Genomic DNA, 21555 nt, shown 5'->3' on the forward strand with positions numbered 1-21555 from the left:
AATTCCTGAATACGGACGGCCCGCAGTCCTGCAGGCCGCCAAGGTCAATCCATGGACCTCAAAAACGTAGGCAGACCAGTTACCCGGCCTGCCCAGACGTAGAAGCATAATGGCACGCAAGGCAGCTGTCAACAGTCGCCTGTTGACGCCGCCTGAATGGCATTGACCCTTCCTGGTCCGGGGAACACAAGGCACATCCTGTGCCTGCTTTCCCATTTGATACGCCCCGATGCCCTACCCAGGCAACATCGGGGCGCTGATACTACCAGATTACTCGATGATCTTCGAGACCACGCCGGCGCCGACGGTACGGCCGCCTTCGCGGATGGCGAAGCGCAGACCTTCGTCCATGGCCACCGGGTTGATCAGGGTGACTTCCATCTTGACGTTGTCACCCGGCATCACCATTTCGACGCCTTCCGGCAGCTTGGCGGCGCCGGTGATGTCGGTGGTGCGGAAGTAGAACTGCGGACGGTAGCCGTTGAAGAACGGGGTGTGGCGGCCGCCCTCGTCCTTCGACAGCACGTACACTTCGCCTTCGAACTTGGTGTGCGGCTTGATCGTGCCCGGCTTGGCCAGCACCTGGCCACGCTCGACGTCGTCACGCTTGGTGCCGCGCAGCAGCAGGCCAGCGTTGTCGCCTGCCTGACCCTGGTCCAGCAGCTTGCGGAACATTTCAACGCCGGTCACGGTGGTCTTCTGCACCGGACGGATGCCGACGATTTCGATTTCGTCGCCAACCTTGATCACGCCGCGCTCGATACGACCGGTCACCACGGTGCCGCGGCCCGAGATCGAGAACACGTCTTCCACCGGCATCAGGAACGGCTTGTCGATCGCACGCTCCGGCTCCGGAATCCAGCTGTCCAGCGCGTCGACCAGCTTCAGGATGGCCGGCACGCCGATGTCGCTCTGGTCGCCTTCCAGCGCCAGACGGGCCGAACCGGCGATGATCGGGGTGTCGTCGCCCGGGAACTCGTACTTGCTCAGCAGCTCGCGCACTTCCATCTCGACCAGCTCGAGCAGCTCGGCGTCGTCCACCATGTCGGCCTTGTTCAGGAACACGACGATGTACGGCACGCCGACCTGGCGCGACAGCAGGATGTGCTCACGGGTCTGCGGCATCGGGCCGTCAGCGGCCGAGCACACCAGGATCGCGCCGTCCATCTGGGCGGCACCGGTGATCATGTTCTTGACGTAGTCAGCGTGGCCCGGGCAGTCAACGTGGGCGTAGTGACGGGTCGGGGATTCGTATTCGACGTGCGCGGTCGAGATCGTGATGCCACGCGCCTTTTCTTCCGGCGCGGCGTCGATCGAGGAGTAGTCCTTGAACTCGCCACCGAAGCGCTCGGCACCGATCTTGGTCAGTGCGGCGGTCAGCGTGGTCTTGCCGTGGTCGACGTGACCGATGGTGCCGACGTTGACGTGCGGCTTGGTGCGTTCGAACTTACCCTTTGCCATTGTTCTATACCTTGATTGTTCGTAAGTGGTTTCAAGAGAGGCTGAGCGAGGCTCAGCCCTTCTTCATGACGGCTTCGGCGATGTTGGTCGGAGCCGGCTCGTAGTGATCGAATTCCATGGTGAAAGTGGCGCGGCCCTGGGTCTGCGAACGCAGTGCAGTGGCGTAGCCGAACATTTCACCCAGCGGGATCATCGCGTTGATGATGCTGGCCGAACCGTCACCGGTGGTGTCGGAACCCTGCAGCACGCCGCGACGACGGCTGACGTCGCCCATCACGTCACCCTGGTAATCCTCCGGGGTCACGATCTCGACCTTCATGATCGGCTCCAGCAGCACCGGCTTGGCCTTGGCGAAGCCCTGCTTGAAGGCCATCGACGAAGCCAGCTTGAACGCCATTTCCGAGGAGTCGACGTCGTGGTACGAACCGAACACCAGCTTCACCTTGACGTCCACGACCGGGAAGCCAGCCAGCGGGCCGCTGGTGATGGTTTCGCGCAGCCCCTTCTCGACCGACGGGATGAATTCCTTCGGGATCACGCCGCCGGTGATGTCGTTGATGAACAGGAAGTCGTCCTTGATCATCGGAGCGATCTTCGGATCGGCACGGTCGGCAGCAGTGATCGGCGACAGTTCGATCACGACGTGACCGTACTGACCCTTACCACCGGACTGCTTGGCGTGCTTGTAGTCCGACTTGACGTCGGCCAGGGTGATGGTTTCGCGGTAGGCCACCTGCGGCGCACCGACGTTGGCTTCAACGTTGAACTCGCGCTTCAGGCGGTCAACGATGATGTCCAGGTGCAGCTCGCCCATGCCCGAGATGATGGTCTGGCCGGATTCTTCGTCGGTCTTGACGCGGAACGACGGATCTTCCTGCGCCAGGCGGCCCAGGGCCAGGCCCATCTTTTCCTGGTCCGACTTGGTCTTCGGCTCGACGGCCATCGAGATCACCGGCTCCGGGAACGTCATGCGCTCCAGGATGATCGGGGCGTCCACGGCGCACAGGGTGTCACCGGTGGTGGTGTCCTTCAGACCCACGGCAGCGGCGATGTCACCAGCCAGAACTTCCTTGATTTCCTCGCGGTTGTTCGAGTGCATCTGCAGGATGCGGCCGATGCGCTCCTTCTTGCCCTTCACCGAGTTCAGCACGGTGTCGCCACCGTTCAGGGTGCCCGAGTAGACACGGAAGAAGGTCAGCGCGCCGACGAACGGGTCGGTGATGATCTTGAAGGCCAGCGACGAGAACGGAGCCTTGTCGTCCGACTTGCGGGTCATTTCGACGGTGTCGTCGTCAACGTCCACGCCCTTCACGTCCGGCACGTCGACCGGCGACGGCAGCAGCTGGATCACGCCGTCCAGCATGGCCTGCACGCCCTTGTTCTTGAAGGCCGAGCCGCAGTACATCGGCACGATTTCGGTGGCCAGGGTGCGGGTACGCAGCGCGTTGATGATTTCAGCCTCGGCCAGCTCTTCGCCGCCCAGGTACTTTTCCATCAGCTCTTCGCTGGCTTCGGCAGCGGTCTCGACCATGAACTGGCGAGCTTCTTCCGCTGGGCCCTGCAGTTCGGCCGGGATGTCGCTGTATTCGAACTTCATGCCCTGCGAAGCTTCATCCCAGTGGATGGCCTTCATCTTCAGCAGGTCGACGACGCCCTTGAAGTTGTCTTCAGCGCCGATCGGCAGCTGCATCGGCACGGCAACCGCACCCAGCTTGGCCTTCAGCTGGCCGACGACCTTCTGGAAGTTGGCACCGGTGCGGTCCATCTTGTTGACGAACGCGATGCGCGGCACGTGGTACTTGTTGGCCTGGCGCCACACGGTTTCCGACTGCGGCTGCACGCCACCGACGGCGCACAGGACGAAGACGGCACCGTCGAGCACGCGCAGCGAACGCTCCACTTCGATGGTGAAGTCGACGTGCCCGGGGGTGTCGATGATGTTGAAGCGGTGCTCCGGCAGGGACTTGTCCATGCCCTTCCAGAACGCGGTGGTGGCAGCGGACTGGATCGTGATGCCACGCTCCTGCTCCTGCTCCATCCAGTCCATGGTGGCGGCGCCGTCGTGCACTTCACCGATCTTGTGGCTCTTGCCGGTGTAGAACAGGATGCGCTCGGACGTGGTGGTCTTGCCGGCATCGATGTGAGCCATGATGCCGAAGTTACGGTAACGCTCGATGGGAGTGGAACGGGCCACGGGAGCCTCTCAGATTTCTTGGATTTCGGATGGCCGAACGCCGCCTTTCGGCGGCCTTCGGATTGGCGCAGTCCTTCTGGGACCGCGAGGCAGCACGCACCGAAGTGGTGCTGCCCTGCCTGTTTTACAAGGCCGTCAAACTCACCAGCGGTAGTGGGCGAATGCCTTGTTGGCTTCGGCCATGCGGTGGGTTTCTTCGCGCTTCTTGATGGCGCCGCCGCGGTTTTCCGAGGCGTCGATCAGTTCAGCAGCCAGCTTCTTCGGCATGGTGTTCTCACCACGCTTGCGCGCGGAGTCGATCAACCAGCGCATGGCCAGGGCCATCTTGCGCGACGAACGCACTTCGACCGGCACCTGGTAGGTGGCACCACCGACGCGGCGCGACTTGACTTCGACCGCCGGAGCGACGTTGTCCAGAGCCTTCTGCACCAGTTCAATGGCGTTGGCGCTGCTGTTCTTCTCGGTGATCACGTCCATGGCGCCGTACACGATCTTTTCGGCGACGGACTTCTTGCCGCTCTGCATGACCATGTTGATGAAACGGGCGATGGTTTCGCTTCCGTGCTTCGGATCGGGCAGGACGGAACGCTGCGGAGTATTACCCTTACGCGACATAGTGCTCTCTCCTTATGCCTTCGGACGCTTGGCGCCGTACTTGGAACGGGCCTGGCGACGCTTGGCAACGCCGGCGGCGTCGAGCGAGCCACGAACGGTGTGGTAACGCACACCCGGCAGGTCCTTGACGCGACCGCCGCGGATCAGGACCACGGAGTGCTCCTGCAGGTTGTGGCCTTCACCACCGATGTAGGAAATCACTTCTTCCTGGTTGGTCAGGCGGACCTTGGCAACCTTGCGCAGAGCCGAGTTCGGCTTCTTCGGAGTGGTGGTGTAGACACGGGTGCAGACGCCACGGCGCTGCGGGCACTTGTCGAGCGCCGGCGAGGCACTCTTGTAGGTGGTCGCTTGCCGCGGCTTGCGGACCAGCTGGTTGATCGTCGCCATCAGTAGGTTCTTCTGATTGGTGGCCGGAAAATCCGGCCAGAGATGCGGAAATGTTAAAGCAGGCCGAAATTTTGGCCTGCTGAGACAGACGATTGTAGCAACCTGCAAGGAAAGCAGTCAAACGCCTCCTGTCAAGCCCGTCCCTGATCCCGGGACGTTACTGGGGGGCCTCCATGTACCCCGTTCAGGTTGGCTGGGTCGATCGCGGACGATCTCCCCTGCCCTTTCCCAATCCCATCGATGGACCGACGGGGTGGTCCGGCCTTGCGGCCGGACCGGATACCTCATTCTTCGCCCGAGGCCTGTTCAGCTTCGGCTTCAACCACCGGGGACTCGACCGCAGCCGGGGTGCCGGCCAGGGTCTGCATTTCCGAGTCGGTGAGACCGGAAGCGCCGCGACGGCGGCTGCTGTGGTAGGACAGGCCGGTACCGGCCGGAATCAGGCGGCCGACGATGACGTTTTCCTTCAGGCCACGCAGGTTGTCCTTGGTACCGCGGACGGCAGCCTCGGTCAGCACTCGGGTGGTCTCCTGGAAGGAGGCCGCCGAGATGAACGATTCGGTCGCCAGCGAGGCCTTGGTGATACCCAGCAGAACCGGATCGAAGCGCGCCGGCAGTTCGTTGCGGGTCGACAGGCGCGCATTCTCCTCGATAATGCGCTGGCGCTCCACCTGTTCGCCGTTCAGGAACTTGCTGCTGCCCTGGTCGGTGATCTCGACCTTGCGCAGCATCTGGCGGGTGATCACCTCGATGTGCTTGTCGTTGATCTTCACGCCCTGCAGGCGGTACACGTCCTGGATTTCCTTGACCAGGTAGGCAGCCAGCGGCTCGACACCCAGCAGGCGCAGGATGTCCTGCGGGCTCGGCTCGCCGTCCACGATGGTTTCACCCTTGGTGACATGCTCGCCTTCGAACACGATGACCTGGCGGTACTTCGGGATCAGCTCTTCGTGCTCCGAACCATCGGTGTCCTTGATGATCAGGCGCTGCTTGCCCTTGGTGTCCTTGCCGAAGCTGATGATGCCCGAACGCTCGGCCAGCACCGCCGGATCCTTCGGCTTGCGCGCTTCGAACAGGTCGGCCACGCGCGGCAGACCACCGGTGATGTCGCGGGTCTTCGACGCTTCCTGCGGGATCTTGGCGACGACGTCGCCCACGCCCACCGGGGCGCCGTCCTGCAGGTTGACGATCGAACGCGGCGGCAGCAGGTACTGCGCCGGCAGGTCGGTGCCCGGGATCGACAGGTCGTTGCCCTTGGCGTCGACGATGCGCACGATCGGGCGCAGGTCCTTGGCCTGGGTACCACGACGCTTCGGATCGGTGATTTCGCGCGAGGCCAGGCCGGTCAGCTCGTCGGTCTTCTCGATGACGGTGACGCCGTCGACGAAGTCGATGAAGCGGATGAAGCCGGCCACTTCCGACACGATCGGGTGGTTATGCGGATCCCAGTTGGCCACGGTCTGGCCAGCCTTGATCGCATCACCGTCCTTGGACGTGATGGTTGCACCGTACGGCAGCTTGTAACGCTCACGCTCACGGCCGTGCGCATCGAGCACCGAGATTTCGCCCGAGCGCGACACCGCCACCAGCGAGCCGTTGGCGTGCTCCACGGACTTGAGGTTGCTGAACTTGACCGAGCCGGTGGTCTTGACGGTGATGTTGTCGACCGCAGCAGCTCGCGACGCCGCACCACCGATGTGGAACGTACGCATGGTCAGCTGGGTACCCGGCTCACCGATGGACTGGGCGGCGATGACGCCGACCGCTTCACCGATGTTGACCAGGTGGCCACGCGCCAGGTCGCGGCCGTAGCAGCGCGAGCAGACACCGAAGGCCGATTCACAGGAGATGGTCGAGCGGACCTTGATGGTCTGCACGCCGGCATCTTCCAGCTTGGCAACCCAGGCTTCGTCCAGCAGGGTGTTGCGGGTGACGATCGGATCTTCGTCGTTGCCCGGCAGGAACACGTCCTCGGCAACCACGCGGCCCAGCACGCGATCCTTCAGCGGCTCGACCACGTCGCCGCCTTCCACGATCGGGGTCATGATCAGGCCTTCGGTGGTACCGCAATCCACTTCGGTGATCACCACGTCCTGCGCCACGTCGACCAGGCGACGGGTCAGGTAACCCGAGTTCGCGGTCTTCAGCGCGGTATCGGCCAGACCCTTACGGGCACCGTGGGTGGAGTTGAAGTACTCCTGCACGTTCAGGCCTTCGCGGAAGTTCGCCTTGATGGGCGTCTCGATGATCGAGCCGTCCGGGCGGGCCATCAGGCCACGCATGCCGGCCAGCTGACGGATCTGCGCCTGCGAACCACGCGCACCGGAGTCGGCCATGATGTACAGCGAGTTCATCGACTTCTGGTCGATGGTCTCGCCCTTGGCATTGACGACCTTCTCGGTACCGATGGTGTCCATCATCGCCTTGGCGATGCGCTCGTTGGTGCGCGACCAGATGTCGACCACCTTGTTGTAGCGCTCGCCGGCGGTGACCAGGCCCGACTGGTACTGCTCCTGGATTTCCAGCACTTCGGCTTCGGCCTCGGTGAGGATGCCCTTCTTCTCGTCCGGGATCAGCATGTCGTCGATGCCGATCGAGACGCCGGCGCGGGTCGCATAGGCGAAGCCGGTGTACATCAGCTTGTCGGCGAACACGACCGTGTCCTTCAGGCCGAGCTGGCGGTAGCTGGAGTTGATCAGGCGGCTGATGTTCTTCTTGGTCAGCTCGACATTGGCCAGCGCGAACGGCAGGCCTTCCGGCAGGATTTCAGCCAGCAGGGCGCGACCGATCGTGGTGTCCACGATCGAGGTCTTGTTCTGCTTGTTGCCGTCTTCGTCGGTCACCACCTCGGTGATGCGGACCTTGACCTTGGCGTGCAGTTCCACCACGCGGTTGTCGTAGGCGCGCTTGACTTCGGCGATGTTGGCGAAGGCCATGCCCTCGCCCTTCTTGTTCTCCAGCGAGCGGGTCATGTAGTACAGACCCAGCACGACGTCCTGCGACGGCACGATGATCGGCTCGCCGTTGGCCGGCGACAGGATGTTGTTGGTCGACATCATCAGCGCACGCGCTTCCAGCTGGGCTTCCAGCGAGAGCGGCACGTGGACGGCCATCTGGTCACCGTCGAAGTCGGCGTTGAACGCGGTGCAGACCAGCGGGTGCAGCTGGATGGCCTTGCCCTCGATCAGTACCGGCTCGAACGCCTGGATGCCCAGGCGGTGCAGGGTCGGCGCACGGTTCAGCATCACCGGATGCTCGCGGATGACCTCTTCCAGGATGTCCCAGACTTCGGCTTCTTCGCGCTCGACCAGCTTCTTGGCAGCCTTGATGGTGGTGGCCAGGCCACGACGCTGCAGCTTGGCGAAGACGAACGGCTTGAACAGCTCAAGCGCCATCTTCTTCGGCAGGCCGCACTGGTGCAGGCGCAGGTACGGGCCGACCACGATGACCGAACGGCCCGAGTAGTCGACGCGCTTGCCGAGCAGGTTCTGGCGGAAGCGGCCCTGCTTGCCCTTGATCATGTCGGCCAGCGACTTCAGCGGGCGCTTGTTGGTGCCGGTGATGGCACGACCGCGGCGGCCGTTGTCCAGCAGTGCATCGACCGATTCCTGCAGCATGCGCTTTTCATTGCGCACGATGATGTCCGGCGCGCTCAGTTCGAGCAGGCGGCGCAGGCGGTTGTTGCGGTTGATGACGCGGCGGTACAGGTCGTTCAGGTCGGAGGTCGCGAAGCGGCCGCCATCCAGCGGGACCAGCGGACGCAGGTCCGGCGGCAGCACCGGCAGCACGGTCATGACCATCCATTCCGGACGGTTGCCCGATTCCAGGAAGGCTTCGATCAGCTTGATGCGCTTGGTGAGGCGCTTGAGCTTGGTTTCCGAACCGGTAGCGGCGATTTCCTCGCGCAGGCGGGTCATCTCGGACTGCAGGTCGATCGTGCGCAGCAGTTCGTAGACGGCCTCGGCGCCCATGGCGGCGTCGAAGTCGTCACCGTGTTCCTGGCGCGCCTGCAGGTACTGTTCCTCGGTCAGCAGCTGGCGGCGCTCCAGGGCGGTCAGGCCCGGCTCGGTCACCACGTACGCTTCGAAGTACAGCACGCGCTCGATGTCGCGCAGGGTCATGTCCAGCATCAGGCCGATGCGCGACGGCAGCGACTTGAGGAACCAGATGTGCGCGACCGGCGAGGCCAGGTCGATGTGGCCCATGCGCTCGCGGCGCACCTTGGCCAGGGTCACTTCGGTACCGCACTTTTCGCAGACCACGCCGCGGTGCTTCATGCGCTTGTACTTGCCGCACAGGCACTCGTAGTCCTTCACCGGGCCGAAGATGGCGGCGCAGAACAGGCCGTCGCGTTCCGGCTTGAAGGTACGGTAGTTGATGGTTTCCGGCTTCTTCACTTCGCCGAAGGACCACGAACGGATCAGGTCCGGCGAGGCCAGCGCGATCTTGATCGCGTCGAAGTCCAGCGTCTGGCGCTGCTGGTTGAAGAGGTTGAGCAGGTCTTTCATGGTGTTCTCCAGAAGGAGGAATGCTGTGTCGATGGGCTTTCAGTTCACTGCCAGCGGCGCGGCGGCGGACCGCCGCGCCGGCATGGATCAGTTGTCTTCCAGTTCCATGTTGATGGCCAGCGAGCGGATTTCCTTCACGAGCACGTTGAAGGATTCCGGCATGCCCGCGACCATCTCGTGCTCGCCGTCGACGATGTTCTTGTACATCTGGTTGCGGCCCTGCACGTCATCGGACTTCACCGTCAGCATTTCCTGCAGGGTGTAGGCCGCGCCGTAGGCTTCCAGCGCCCAGACTTCCATTTCACCGAAGCGCTGGCCGCCGAACTGCGCCTTGCCGCCCAGCGGCTGCTGGGTGACGAGCGAGTACGGACCGGTCGAACGGGCGTGCATCTTGTCGTCGACCAGGTGGTTCAGCTTCAGGTAGTGCATGTAACCGACGGTGGTATGGCGGTCGAAGGCTTCACCGGTGCGGCCGTCGTACAGCTGGGTCTGGCCACTGCTCGGCAGGTCGGCCAGTTCCAGCATGCGCTTGATTTCCGCTTCGGTGGCGCCGTCGAACACCGGGGTGGCCATCGGCACGCCGTCGGTCAGGTTGCGGGCCAGGCGCAGCAGCTCCTCGTCGCTGAACTGCGACAGGTCGACACGGTTGGCCACGTTGGTGTCGTCGTGGTTGTAGATGTCGTCCAGGAACTTGCGCAGGTCGGCGACCGCCGCCTGGGCTTCCAGCATCGCCTGGATCTTGCGACCCAGACCCTTGGCGGCCCAGCCCAGGTGCACTTCCAGGATCTGGCCGATGTTCATACGCGACGGCACGCCCAGCGGGTTCAGCACGATGTCCACGGTCTCGCCCGAGGCCATGTACGGCATGTCCTCGACCGGCACCACGTTGGACACCACACCCTTGTTGCCGTGGCGGCCTGCCATCTTGTCACCCGGCTGGATGCGGCGCTTCACCGCCAGGAACACCTTGACCATCTTCAGCACGCCCGGGGCGAGGTCGTCGCCCGCGGTGATCTTGCCGCGCTTGTCGGCGAAGCGACGCTCGAATTCCTTCTCGTGCGCCTGGATCTGCTTCTGGGCGCGCTCGATGGCTTCCGAGGCGTCCTCGTCCTTCATGCGCAGGGCGAACCAGTCAGACTTCTTCAGGCCGTCGAGGAAGGCGTCGGTGATCACGTCACCCTTCTTCAGGCCAGCACCACCATTGACCACCTTGCCCACGATCTGCGAACGCAGACGCATGTAGATGGCCGCTTCCAGGATGCGGAACTGGTCATCGAAGTCCTTCTTGACGCGCTTGATTTCGGACTCTTCGATCTGGCGCGCGCGCTTGTCCTTCTCGATGCCGTCGCGGGTGAAGACCTGCACGTCGATGACGGTGCCGTCCATGCCCGGCGGAACGCGCAGCGAGCTGTCCTTAACGTCCGAAGCCTTCTCGCCGAAGATCGCGCGCAGCAGCTTCTCTTCCGGGGTCAGCTGGCTTTCGCCCTTCGGGGTGACCTTGCCGACCAGGATGTCGCCAGCGCGCACTTCTGCACCGATGTACACCACGCCGCTCTCGTCCAGGCGGTTCAGCGCCTGCTCGGAGACGTTCGGGATGTCGGCGGAGATTTCCTCCGGCCCCAGCTTGGTGTCACGCGCGACGCAGGTCAGCTCTTCGATGTGGATCGTGGTGTAGCGATCCTCTTCCACCACGCGCTCGGAGAGCAGGATGGAGTCTTCGAAGTTGTAGCCGTTCCACGGCATGAACGCGATCAGCATGTTCTGGCCCAGGGCCAGCTCGCCGATGTCGGTGGACGGACCGTCGGCCAGCACGTCGCCGCGGGCGATGACGTCACCCACCTGGACCAGCGGACGCTGGTTGATGCAGGTGTTCTGGTTCGACCGGGTGTACTTGACCAGGTTGTAGATGTCCACGCCGGCGTCGGTGGCGCCAACGATCTCTTCCTCGTTGACCTTGACCACGATGCGGGCCGCGTCGATCTGCACGATCTCACCACCACGACGGGCGTTCACGGTCACACCCGAGTCACGCGCCACGGCGCGCTCGATGCCGGTGCCGACCAGCGGCTTCTGCGAACGCAGGGTCGGCACGGCCTGACGCTGCATGTTGGCGCCCATCAGTGCGCGGTTCGCGTCATCGTGCTCCAGGAACGGAACAAGCGCGGCCGCGATAGAGACGGTCTGCATCGGCGAAACGTCCATGAAGTGGACTTCCGCCGGCGGCTTCAGCAGCGATTCGCCCTGGAAGCGGCACGGAACGAACTGCTCGGTCAGGGTGCCCTTGGCGTCGGTCAGCGCGTTGGCCTGCGCAATGACGTACTCGTTCTCTTCAATGGCCGACAGGAACTCGACTTCGTCATAGACCTTGCCGTCCACGACCTTGCGGTACGGGGTCTCGAGGAAACCGTACTTGTTGGTGCGGGCGTACACGGCCAGCGAGTTGATCAGGCCGATGTTCGGGCCTTCCGGGGTTTCGATGGTGCAGACGCGGCCGTAATGGGTCGGGTGCACGTCGCGCACTTCGAAGCCGGCGCGCTCACGGGTCAGGCCGCCCGGGCCCAGGGCCGAGACGCGACGCTTGTGGGTCACTTCCGACAGCGGGTTGTTCTGGTCCATGAACTGCGACAGCTGCGAGGAGCCGAAGAACTCCTTGATGGCAGCGGCGACCGGCTTGGCGTTGATCAGTTCCTGCGGGGTCAGGCCTTCCGACTCGGCCATCGACAGGCGCTCCTTGACCGCACGCTCGACGCGGACCAGGCCGACGCGGAACACGTTCTCGGCCATTTCGCCGACCGAACGCACGCGACGGTTGCCCAGGTGATCGATGTCGTCGACCACGCCGCGACCGTTGCGGATCTCGGTCAGGACCTTGATCACGTCCAGGATGTCGGAGCTTTCGCCGTGGGCAGCGACCAGGCGCTTGGACTCTTCGTCGTTGCGCTCGCCGAAGTACTTGCTGTCGTACAGCACGGCTTCGCCGGTGGTTTCCTTGCGGCCCACGCGACGGTTGAACTTCATGCGGCCGACCGCGGACAGGTCGTAGCGCTCGAAGGTGAAGAACAGGTTGTGGAACAGGTTCTGCGCGGCATCCTTGGTCGGCGGCTCGCCCGGACGCATCATGCGGTAGATCTCGACCAGGGCTTCCAGCTGGGTCTTGGTCGGGTCGATACGCAGGGTGTTGGACAGGTACGGGCCACGATCCAGGTCGTTCACCCACAGGGTGCCCACGGCATCCACACCGGCCTTGCGGAAGGCCTGCAGCTGCTCGTCCGTGATCTCGTCGTTGGCCTGGGCCAGCAGTTCGCCGGTCGAGGCATCGACCACGTCGTGCGACAGGATGCGGCCGACGATGTAGTCGTCCGGCACGGCCAGGGCGGCAATGCCCGAGGCTTCCAGCTGCTTGATGTGACGCGCGGTGATGCGCTTGCCGGCTTCCACGATGACCTTGTCGCCGTCGGCGAGGTCGAAGCCCAGGGTCTCGCCACGCAGGCGCTCCGGCACCAGCTCCAGCTGGACGCCTTCATCCGGGTTGATGTGGAAGGTGTTGATCTCGAAGAACTCGGCCAGCATCTCTTCGTTGCTGTAGCCGAGCGCGCGCAGCAGGATCGACACCGGCAGCTTGCGGCGGCGGTCGATACGGGTGAACAGCGCGTCCTTCGGGTCGAACTCGAAGTCCAGCCAGGAGCCGCGGTAGGGAATGATGCGGGCGCTGTACAGCAGCTTGCCCGAGCTGTGGGTCTTGCCACGGTCGTGGTCGAAGAACACGCCCGGCGAGCGGTGCAGCTGGGAGACGATGACGCGCTCGGTGCCGTTGACGATGAAGGTGCCGTTCTCGGTCATCAGCGGGATTTCGCCCAGATAGACCTCCTGCTCCTTCACGTACTTGATGGCCTTGGTCGACGACTCACGGTCGTAGATCACCAGGCGCACGGTCACGCGCAGCGGGGCGCCGTAGCTCATGCCGCGCTGGCGGCACTCACGCTCGTCGAAGACCGGTTCGCCCAGCTTGTAGCCGACGTATTCCAGGGCAGCGTTGCCGCTGTAGCTGGCGATCGGGAAGACCGACTTCAGCGCAGCGTGCAGGCCGTGGTCCGTGCGCTTGGCCGGATCGACGTTTTCCTGCAGGAATTCACGATAGGAATCCACCTGGATGGCGAGCAGGAACGGCACTTCGAGAATCGAGCGCTGCTTGCCGAAATCCTTGCGGATACGCTTTTTTTCGGTGAACGAATAGGACGTCATGAGGTCTTCCACCTTGTTGTGCGGATCGTGCGCCCACGATCCGAAGGGAACTTGAAATTGTCAGTTGGAAGTCGCTGGTATTGCCGGCACCAGCACGCCTTCTCCCGCTACTTCCAACTGCCAACTCGTCTGCTACCACTCCCCCGCTGCCGCGCTCGGCGCTGGCCTGCCGGGGTTTGACTGCAGCCCGTGTTGGGCTTTTTCCTGCTTTTTTTCACATCCACGCATGGCGCGGATCTACAACACCGCAACAACGACCAAAGGCCGGGGGCTTACGCCCCCAGCCTTGGCTGCATCGCCGCGAATCGGTGACGATGCAAGGTAACTGCTTACTTGACTTCGACAGTCGCGCCAGCAGCTTCCAGGTCCTTCTTCATCTTCTCGGCTTCTTCCTTCGAAGCGTTGTCCTTCAGGACGCCGCCGGCTTCGGCCAGGTCCTTCGCTTCCTTCAGGCCCAGGCCGGTGATGGCGCGGACGGCCTTGATGACTTCGACCTTCTTCTCGCCGGCAGTCTTCAGGGTGACGACGAATTCGGTCTGCTCTTCAACAGCAGCAGCTGGGCCAGCGGCAGCAGCCACGGCAACCGGAGCAGCGGCGGAGACGCCGAACTTCTCTTCGATGGCCTTGACCAGCTCCATCACTTCCATCAGGGACTTCTCGGCGATGGCGTCGACGATCTGTTCGTTGGTAAGGGACATGATTAATACCTTTGGATGATTTTCTGGATTGAGGTTCCGTCAGGAACCACGGTAAGTCGAAACTCAGGCGGTCTCGGCGGCCGGCTCGGCAGCGTCAGCGGCGACATCGCCACCCCCCTGCTTCTCGCCAACGGCCTTGATGGCGCGGGCAAACATCGTGACCGGCTCGGTCAGGACGCGGGCCAGCATGGCCAGGGCCTGGTCGCGGGTCGGCAGCGATGCCAGCACGTCGACGTGGCTCGCCGGGAACACTTCACCACCGATGGCGACGACCTTAGCCTTCAGCTTGTCGTTGCCCTTGGCGGCTTCCTTGATCAGGCGACCGGCAGCGCCGGGCTCCTCGAGCGAGAACGCGTACAGCAGCGGACCAACCATCTGGTCCTGGGCGACTGCGAACTCGGTGCCTTCAACGGCGCGCGAAGCCAGGGTGTTCTTGACAACCTTCAAGAAAACACCGGTTTCACGAGCCTGCTTGCGCATCGCGGTCATCTGGGCGACCGTGGTGCCAGCGTATTCGGCTGCGATCAAGGAGTGGGCCTTGGCGGCGACGTCTGCCAGCTCGGCGACTACTTCTTGCTTCTGGGACAGATTGAGAGCCATTGCACTCCTCCTATTGAACTCCGCTTACGGCTCCTGCCGTGTGCGGTCCTGTGCGGCATCCATCCTGGACGCCGGGAACATCGGGATGATGTTCCGGGGGTGGGCCGTTCTAGACCTGGAGTGGGCCAACCTGGGAAACCCAGACGTGCGTGAACCAGAAAAACTCCAGAAGGGCACCATCTACGCAGGGTGATTCCGGGGAATCGATTAAGCGCTCCTGACTGCTCCGGCGGCGACTCCTTGCCAGATCGAGCTTCCATGCCCGTCGCCGGTATTGCCACGACCGCGCCTGCGGTCTTTGACGGCTACCGCGGGCGATGCACTGCCAGCGATGCCTTCAAATGTCACGGTCACGGCACCCGGGGCACCGTGACCGCTTGAAACAATTACTTCAGGGTCAGCGACGACTGGTCGACGGTGACGCCCGGGCCCATCGTCGAGCTGACCGAAACCTTCTGCAGGTAGGTGCCCTTCGAGGTGGCCGGCTTGGCCTTGATCAGGTCCAGCAGCAGCGCGGTCAGGTTCGACTTCAGCGCGTCTTCGGCGAAGTCGGCCTTGCCGATGGTGCAGTGGATGATGCCGGCCTTGTCGGTGCGGTAACGGACCTGACCCGACTTGGCGTTCTTCACGGCTTCACCCGGGTTCGGGGAAACGGTGCCGACCTTCGGGTTCGGCATCAGGCCGCGCGGGCCCAGCACGGTGCCCAGCTTACCGACGACGCGCATGGCGTCCGGGGTCGCGATGACGACATCGTAGTTCAGATCGCCGGCCTGCATCTTCTCGGCCAGGTCATCCATACCGACGGCGTCGGCGCCAGCAGCCAGGGCTTCGTCAGCCTTGGCACCGGCCGGAGCGAACACGGCGACGCGGACCGACTTGCCGGTACCGGCCGGCAGCACGGTGGAGCCACGGACCTGCTGGTCGGACTTCTTCGCATCGACGCCCAGGCGCACGGCGACGTCGATCGACTCGACGAACTTGGCCTTGGTGGCGGTCTTCAGGATGTTGATCGCGTCCTCGAAGGCGTATGCCTTGCCCGGAACGACGGCGGCCTTGATGGCCTTCTCACGCTTGGTCTGTGCCATCTTATTAACCCTCCACCACGAGGCCCATGGAACGGGCAGAGCCAGCGATGGTACGCACGGCGGCGTCCAGATCGGCGGCAGTCAGATCCGGTTCCTTCGCCTTGGCGATCTCTTCCAGCTGCTTACGGGTGACCTTGCCGACCTTCTCGGTGTTCGGGCGCTTGGAGCCCGACGAGATGCCAGCGGCCTTCTTCAGCAGGGTGGTAGCCGGGGTGCTCTTGGTGATGAAGGTGAACGTACGGTCCGAGTAGGCCGTGATGATCACCGGAACCGGCAGACCCGGCTCGAGCTTCTGCGTGGCAGCGTTGAACGCCTTGCAGAATTCCATGATGTTCAGGCCACGCTGACCCAGCGCAGGACCGACCGGCGGCGAGGGGTTGGCCTGACCGGCCTTCACCTGCAGCTTGATGTAACCGACAACTTTCTTTGCCATGTGAGTGCTCTCCGGGTGCTAGCGCCTTTCGACAACAGGCTCCCCATCGGACCGGGAATCACGCGTCCCGGCATCGCGTTTTGAAATCATGCTGAAGGCCACCTTGCGGCGGCCTCGTCCTGCTGGCTTTCCCAGCGGGGAGCCGCGCACTATAACAGGTTTTTTCTTCACATGCCTGAAGCGGCAGGTAAACGAACGGAACCGGGCCAGGCCCGGTTCCCTTTGGAGAGTCGAGCCTTGCCCGACTACCGCACCATCCATACCCCGGAGCCGAGCATGGCTCGACTCGACAGCACAGGTCAGACGGCCTTTTCGACCTGGCCGAACTCGAGCTCGACCGGAGTGGCACGACCGAAGATCAGCACCGAGACGCGCAGACGGCTCTTCTCGTAGTTGACTTCTTCGACGACGCCATTGAAATCGTTGAACGGACCGTCGGTGACGCGAACCATCTGGCCCGGCTCGAACAGCACCTTCGGACGCGGCTTCTCGACACCCTCCTGAACGCGATTCAGGATGGCCTCGGCCTCGGAATCGGCGATCGGCAGCGGGCGATCAGCGGTGCCGCCGATGAAGCCCATGACCCGCGGGGTTTCCTTGACCAGATGCCAGCTTTCGTTGTCGATGCGCGGAATGCCGGCTTCCTCGTGGGTCTCGATCTGGACCAGCACGTAACCCGGGAAGAACTTGCGCTCGGAACGGCGCTTCTGGCCGGCGCGCATCTCGACCACTTCCTCGGTCGGGACCAGGACGTCGCCGAAGCGCTCTTCCATGCCATCACGGACGATGCGATCGCGCAGAGCCTGCGCCACCGACTTCTCGAAGCCCGAATAGGCGTGAACGACGTACCAACGCTTCATGCAATTCTCCTTAGCGGCTCAGGAACCACTGAGTCAGTTTCTGGATCAGGAAGTCGAAGCCACCCAGCAGCAGGCTGAGGATGAGCACCACGACGATCACGACCCAGGTCATGCGGACGGCTTCCTGGCGCGTCGGCCAGACCACCTTGCGCAGTTCGAAGCGCGACTCGGAGAGGAATTCGCGGGTGTCGCGCCCCTTGCCGGTCAGCATGAACACGCCGATACCGCCAACCAGACCGACCACGACCGCCAATGCACGCAACTGACCCGCCCACGCACCCAGCTGGGCGGCGCGACCGGAGTCCGCGGAGAACCAGAACCAGACGAACAGACCGGCCAGCACCAGCAGCGATGCGGCGACATACTTGACGATATCTCCACCGTTGGCGGAGTTGTCCTTGGAGTGTTCGATCTTGCTATTCATCCGGCTGTGTCTGCTTTAGCGGCCCAGGCCGCTGGATAAGGTGGGCAGATGGCACGCCAGGAGGGACTCGAACCCCCAACCTGCGGTTTTGGAGACCGCTGCTCTGCCAATTGAGCTACTGGCGTACGTTGAAAACTTGCCTTCCCTTAGACGGCGAAGGCGGACCGAGGTTCCCGGCCCGCCATTCGCGTAACCGGCGGCGCTATGCAACCACCGGTACTGCAGGCTTACTCGATGATCTTCGAGACCACGCCGGCGCCGACGGTACGGCCGCCTTCGCGGATGGCGAAGCGCAGACCTTCGTCCATGGCCACCGGGTTGATCAGGGTGACTTCCATCTTGACGTTGTCACCCGGCATCACCATTTCGACGCCTTCCGGCAGCTTGGCGGCGCCGGTGATGTCGGTGGTGCGGAAGTAGAACTGCGGACGGTAGCCGTTGAAGAACGGGGTGTGGCGGCCGCCCTCGTCCTTCGACAGCACGTACACTTCGCCTTCGAACTTGGTGTGCGGCTTGATCGTGCCCGGCTTGGCCAGCACCTGGCCACGCTCGACGTCGTCACGCTTGGTGCCGCGCAGCAGCAGGCCAGCGTTGTCGCCTGCCTGACCCTGGTCCAGCAGCTTGCGGAACATTTCAACGCCGGTCACGGTGGTCTTCTGCACCGGACGGATGCCGACGATTTCGATTTCGTCGCCAACCTTGATCACGCCGCGCTCGATACGACCGGTCACCACGGTGCCGCGGCCCGAGATCGAGAACACGTCTTCCACCGGCATCAGGAACGGCTTGTCGATCGCACGCTCCGGCTCCGGAATCCAGCTGTCCAGCGCGTCGACCAGCTTCAGGATGGCCGGCACGCCGATGTCGCTCTGGTCGCCTTCCAGCGCCAGACGGGCCGAACCGGCGATGATCGGGGTGTCGTCGCCCGGGAACTCGTACTTGCTCAGCAGCTCGCGCACTTCCATCTCGACCAGCTCGAGCAGCTCGGCGTCGTCCACCATGTCGGCCTTGTTCAGGAACACGACGATGTACGGCACGCCGACCTGGCGCGACAGCAGGATGTGCTCACGGGTCTGCGGCATCGGGCCGTCAGCGGCCGAGCACACCAGGATCGCGCCGTCCATCTGGGCGGCACCGGTGATCATGTTCTTGACGTAGTCAGCGTGGCCCGGGCAGTCAACGTGGGCGTAGTGACGGGTCGGGGATTCGTATTCGACGTGCGCGGTCGAGATCGTGATGCCACGCGCCTTTTCTTCCGGCGCGGCGTCGATCGAGGAGTAGTCCTTGAACTCGCCACCGAAGCGCTCGGCACCGATCTTGGTCAGTGCGGCGGTCAGCGTGGTCTTGCCGTGGTCGACGTGACCGATGGTGCCGACGTTGACGTGCGGCTTGGTGCGCTCGAACTTACCCTTGGCCATGGCTGCTTATCTCGAATTCGTCTGAGAGGTGATGCTTAAGATGGTGCTCACGAAAGGAATCGAACCTTCGACCTCTTCCTTACCAAGGAAGTGCTCTACCGACTGAGCTACGTGAGCCGAGTTTTGCATTATGACATGAACTCGATAATATTCAAAGTTCATTCAATGGAGCGGGAGACGGGAATCGAACCCGCACCATCAGCTTGGAAGGCTGAGGTTCTACCATTGAACTACTCCCGCGCCGGGAATGTCACAACGTGAAACTGGTGGAGGGAGGTGGATTCGAACCACCGAAGGCGTAAGCCAGCAGATTTACAGTCTGCCCCCGTTGGCCGCTTGGGTATCCCTCCTTACCACCCCAACCCGTTGCCGCCGAAGCGTTGCGGTGTGTGGTGGTGAGCCGCTTATTCTGCTGATCAGGCGGGGGGCTGTCAACGCTTTTTTCCATCTTTTTCACACGTTGTCGCAAACCCATTGATACGCAAGGTTATTGCCCAGGGACCGACAGGGTCTCGCTGGCGAAAATTGCGACATGGGGGACGCCATCGGCGCCGATCCAGCCCCGATACATGCCCCGGGTGTTGAACGGCATGGCCATTTTTCCGTCTGCGGCAAGCACGATCGCGCCGCCGTCGCCGCCCATCTTCGGAATCATCTCGTTGATCACGCCCCTGCCGGCCTGCTCCGGCGTCTGCCGCTGGTAGCGCATGCGCGCACAGATCTCGTGCGCGGCCGCAGTCCGGATGTAGTACTCGCCCCAGCCGGTGCCCGATACCGCGCAGCCCGCGTCGGCCCAGGTACCGGCGCCGATGATCGGCGAATCACCCACACGGCCATAGCGCTTGTTGGTCATGCCACCGGTGGAGGTGCCGGCGGCAAGCTGCCCCTGCGCATCCAAGGCAACCGCGCCCACCGTGCCGAAGTGCCTTGCGGTCTCCAGGTCGGCGTGCGCCTGGCCACTGGCCTCTTCCTTCAATGCGCGCTGCAGTTGCTGCCAGCGCTTGTCGGTACGGAAGTAGGATGGATCGACAAGGCCGATGCCCTGCTCCACCGCGAATGCCTCGGCACCCTGCCCGACCATCATCACGTGCCTGGACTTCTGCATCACGGCCTGGGCCAGCAGGATCGGGTTGCGCACCCGCTGCACGCCGGCCACCGCACCTGCAGCCAGGGTGGCGCCATCCATCACTGCGGCATCCAGTTCGTTGTGGCCGTCATGGGTGAACACCGCGCCCTTGCCGGCGTTGAAGGTCGGATCGTCCTCCAGCACGGTGATTGCCGCAGTGACGGCTGCAAGCGCCGGGCGACCGGCCGCCAGTTCGGCATGGCCCTTCAGCAGCGCCGCGCGCAACGCGTCGCGCGCAGCCTTCTCTTCAGCCGGCGACAGGTCCTTGCGCTCGACACCGGCACCGCCGTGGATGACCAGCAACGGCGAGGCGGCCGGGGCGGCCTGGGCAAGCAACGGCAGGGACAGCAGCGCGGACAGCACCAGGCGCAGTTTCATCGGGTACATCTCCAGCAGGTGTAGTGAATGGATTGCACCGGCAGTGCCGGCCGCTGGCCGGCACCGGTCGCATCAGGAAGGTGGGTTGCCGGCCAGCGGCCGGTACTACCGAAGCGTGAACTCAATCTCGCCGTCGCTGACGTCGGCCACGGCCTGGTAATCGGCCTCGGCCTGGAAATCATCCAGCCGCATGCGGCTGCCGCTGGCGACCACCGTCACCGGCACCGCATGGAAGCGCAGCGGCTCGCCCTCCACCAGGCGGTCGGCGTCGCGGCCGGGGCTGACCACCCAGACCTTGCCTTCGCCATCTGCGCTGTAGACCTGGGCCCGGCCATCGGGCTCAACGCACAGGGCGGTGTCCTCATCGACGCCGATGCCGACGATGTCAGGGTCGCCGCTGTCCTGGGCGGCACGTGCCACGAACACGATCAGGCGACCGAGCCGGTCACGCTTGTCGAAATGGGTGTCGGTGACCACGCGCTGCAGGTAGGGCATCTGCAGGAAGCCGCTGTCCAGGGTCACGGCACTGCCCATCGGGTCGGCCAGCGCACCGGCCGAGGTGATGCTGCCGCCATCCATGGCGCCATAGGCATAGCCGCCGAGGATGGCCAGGCCAGCGCTGGTACCGGCAATCGGCTTGCCGGCGCGCACATGGGCGTTGAGTGCACGGTTGAGTGCGGTGCCCTTCCAGAAGCGGATATAGCGGGACTGGTCGCCGCCGGCAATGAAGATGGCATCGGCCGCCGCGACCACGCGCAGCACCGCCGGATCATCGGCACCGCGGCGGCTGTCGAAGACCAGGGTCTGCACTGCGGTAGTGCCGCCGATCTCGCGGTACAGGCGGTCCTGCAGTTCGTCGCCACCGGAGGCGCGCAGAATCAGCACACGGCCATTGCCGGCCTGCTTCAGCCACCACTGGAAGGCCTCCGGCACCCACTCGCCACCGCCCATCAGCATCATGGCGGGCGCGCGCGGACCGGGACGCGGGGATTCCAGATCGCCGATTTCGTAATAGGCGAAGCCGGGGCCCTGCAGGTCCTGCGCGGGCGTGGCCAATGGCCAGGCCAGCACCAGCAGCGCCAGCCAGGCGAAGGGGCCAGGCAGGATCCGGTCGAGGCGTCGCATC

The 21555-nt window shown here is 63.8% G+C and carries 15 protein-coding genes and 4 tRNA genes; all 19 read right to left on the bottom strand.

What is annotated here, in order from left to right; translation table 11 throughout:
- Window positions 1-270: 270 nt before the first annotated feature.
- Window positions 271-1461 (bottom strand): elongation factor Tu, encoded by a 1191-nt coding sequence (gene tuf, locus ACM0PB_RS11500; protein ID WP_065178958.1) that lies wholly within the window; start codon window positions 1459-1461, stop codon window positions 271-273.
- Between the two features lie 52 nt (window positions 1462-1513).
- Window positions 1514-3655 (bottom strand): elongation factor G, encoded by a 2142-nt coding sequence (gene fusA / locus ACM0PB_RS11505; RefSeq protein ID WP_049414677.1) that lies wholly within the window; start codon window positions 3653-3655, stop codon window positions 1514-1516.
- Window positions 3656-3796: 141 nt separating this feature from the next.
- Complete coding sequence (gene rpsG, locus ACM0PB_RS11510) at window positions 3797-4270, bottom strand: 30S ribosomal protein S7 (RefSeq protein WP_004145321.1); 474 nt, start codon at window positions 4268-4270, stop codon at window positions 3797-3799.
- A gap of 12 nt (window positions 4271-4282) precedes the next feature.
- Window positions 4283-4657 carry a 30S ribosomal protein S12 gene (gene rpsL, locus ACM0PB_RS11515; RefSeq protein ID WP_004145320.1) on the bottom strand — a complete coding sequence of 125 codons (375 nt, stop codon included), beginning with the start codon at window positions 4655-4657 and terminating at the stop codon, window positions 4283-4285.
- A gap of 284 nt (window positions 4658-4941) precedes the next feature.
- Window positions 4942-9165: a DNA-directed RNA polymerase subunit beta' gene (rpoC, locus tag ACM0PB_RS11520; protein WP_414604520.1), complete on the bottom strand. Its 4224-nt coding sequence runs from the start codon at window positions 9163-9165 to the stop codon at window positions 4942-4944.
- 87 nt (window positions 9166-9252) lie between these two features.
- Entirely contained in the window at window positions 9253-13407 is a 4155-nt protein-coding gene (gene rpoB, locus ACM0PB_RS11525; RefSeq protein WP_005415409.1) for a DNA-directed RNA polymerase subunit beta, read from the bottom strand.
- A 329-nt stretch (window positions 13408-13736) separates the two neighbouring features.
- A complete protein-coding gene (rplL, locus tag ACM0PB_RS11530) occupies window positions 13737-14105 on the bottom strand; it encodes a 50S ribosomal protein L7/L12 (RefSeq protein WP_005415408.1) in 369 nt (122 codons plus the stop codon).
- Between the two features lie 63 nt (window positions 14106-14168).
- Complete coding sequence (rplJ, locus tag ACM0PB_RS11535; protein ID WP_005408203.1) at window positions 14169-14705, bottom strand: 50S ribosomal protein L10; 537 nt, start codon at window positions 14703-14705, stop codon at window positions 14169-14171.
- Between the two features lie 386 nt (window positions 14706-15091).
- Window positions 15092-15790: a 50S ribosomal protein L1 gene (gene rplA / locus ACM0PB_RS11540; protein WP_005415407.1), complete on the bottom strand. Its 699-nt coding sequence runs from the start codon at window positions 15788-15790 to the stop codon at window positions 15092-15094.
- Window positions 15791-15794: 4 nt separating this feature from the next.
- A complete protein-coding gene (gene rplK / locus ACM0PB_RS11545) occupies window positions 15795-16223 on the bottom strand; it encodes a 50S ribosomal protein L11 (protein ID WP_004145248.1) in 429 nt (142 codons plus the stop codon).
- Window positions 16224-16522: 299 nt separating this feature from the next.
- Complete coding sequence (gene nusG, locus ACM0PB_RS11550; RefSeq protein ID WP_004154362.1) at window positions 16523-17083, bottom strand: transcription termination/antitermination protein NusG; 561 nt, start codon at window positions 17081-17083, stop codon at window positions 16523-16525.
- Between the two features lie 10 nt (window positions 17084-17093).
- A complete protein-coding gene (gene secE / locus ACM0PB_RS11555; RefSeq protein WP_004145202.1) occupies window positions 17094-17507 on the bottom strand; it encodes a preprotein translocase subunit SecE in 414 nt (137 codons plus the stop codon).
- Window positions 17508-17556: 49 nt separating this feature from the next.
- Window positions 17557-17632: transfer RNA gene (locus ACM0PB_RS11560), tRNA-Trp, on the bottom strand.
- 102 nt (window positions 17633-17734) lie between these two features.
- Window positions 17735-18925: an elongation factor Tu gene (gene tuf, locus ACM0PB_RS11565; RefSeq protein WP_065178958.1), complete on the bottom strand. Its 1191-nt coding sequence runs from the start codon at window positions 18923-18925 to the stop codon at window positions 17735-17737.
- A gap of 41 nt (window positions 18926-18966) precedes the next feature.
- Window positions 18967-19042 (bottom strand) — tRNA-Thr (locus tag ACM0PB_RS11570).
- A gap of 49 nt (window positions 19043-19091) precedes the next feature.
- Window positions 19092-19165: transfer RNA gene (locus ACM0PB_RS11575), tRNA-Gly, on the bottom strand.
- 24 nt (window positions 19166-19189) lie between these two features.
- Window positions 19190-19275 (bottom strand) — tRNA-Tyr (locus tag ACM0PB_RS11580).
- A 137-nt stretch (window positions 19276-19412) separates the two neighbouring features.
- Window positions 19413-20429, bottom strand: a complete 1017-nt coding sequence (locus ACM0PB_RS11585; protein ID WP_139726761.1) for an isoaspartyl peptidase/L-asparaginase family protein — start codon at window positions 20427-20429, stop codon at window positions 19413-19415.
- A 105-nt stretch (window positions 20430-20534) separates the two neighbouring features.
- Window positions 20535-21554, bottom strand: coding sequence for a cyanophycinase (locus tag ACM0PB_RS11590; protein WP_095377075.1), 1020 nt, complete (start codon window positions 21552-21554; stop codon window positions 20535-20537).
- Window position 21555 lies beyond the last annotated feature (1 nt).

The sequence above is a fragment of the Stenotrophomonas sp. AR029 genome (assembly GCF_047520695.2).
Taxonomy (GTDB): domain Bacteria; phylum Pseudomonadota; class Gammaproteobacteria; order Xanthomonadales; family Xanthomonadaceae; genus Stenotrophomonas; species Stenotrophomonas sepilia.